The following is a 670-nucleotide window of genomic DNA, read 5'->3' as shown; positions in this document are numbered from 1 at the left end:
GCGTGACAGGCAGGCATTCTAACCAACTGAACTACCGGACCATTTTGGTTGCGGGGACAGGATTTGAACCTGCGACCTTCGGGTTATGAGCCCGACGAGCTACCGAACTGCTCCACCCCGCGATAATTAGAATCGTTTAATTTTATATTTTAAATATGGAGGAGGAAGGGGGATTCGAACCCCCGCGGGTTTTGACACCCCTGTCGGTTTTCAAGACCGATCCCTTCAGCCGGACTTGGGTATTCCTCCGTATATTTAAAAAGTGGTGGACCTTGTAGGACTCGAACCTACGACCGGACGGTTATGAGCCGTCTGCTCTAACCAACTGAGCTAAAGGTCCATTTTGGTAGCGGCGGAGGGAGTCGAACCCACGACCTTTCGGGTATGAACCGAATGCTCTAGCCAGCTGAGCTACACCGCCAAAATGATAATATAAATTCAATTATAAAGTGGAGCCTAGCGGGATCGAACCGCTGACCTCCTGCGTGCAAGGCAGGCGCTCTCCCAGCTGAGCTAAGGCCCCAAGAAAGTTTCGTTTAGGAATGGTCGGGAAGACAGGATTCGAACCTGCGACCCCTTGGTCCCAAACCAAGTGCTCTACCAAGCTGAGCTACTTCCCGTCATATGGCGCGCCCGAGAGGAGTCGAACCCCTAACCTTTTGATCCGTAG

General features: G+C 52.2%; 6 tRNA genes. All 6 read right to left on the bottom strand.

The annotated features are described in order from the left end of the window. Positions 1 to 45: 45 nt before the first annotated feature. Positions 46 to 122, bottom strand: a tRNA-Met gene (locus K9V48_RS28385). 34 nt (positions 123 to 156) lie between these two features. Next, positions 157 to 249: transfer RNA gene (locus tag K9V48_RS28380), tRNA-Ser, on the bottom strand. 14 nt (positions 250 to 263) lie between these two features. Further along, a tRNA-Ile gene (locus K9V48_RS28375) sits at positions 264 to 340 on the bottom strand. A gap of 4 nt (positions 341 to 344) precedes the next feature. After that, positions 345 to 421 (bottom strand) — tRNA-Met (locus K9V48_RS28370). Positions 422 to 450: 29 nt separating this feature from the next. Next, positions 451 to 523, bottom strand: a tRNA-Ala gene (locus K9V48_RS28365). 20 nt (positions 524 to 543) lie between these two features. Then, positions 544 to 620, bottom strand: a tRNA-Pro gene (locus K9V48_RS28360). Positions 621 to 670 lie beyond the last annotated feature (50 nt).

Source organism: Metabacillus rhizolycopersici (genome assembly GCF_020075705.1).
This window is presented reverse-complemented; position numbering and strand designations above follow the sequence as displayed.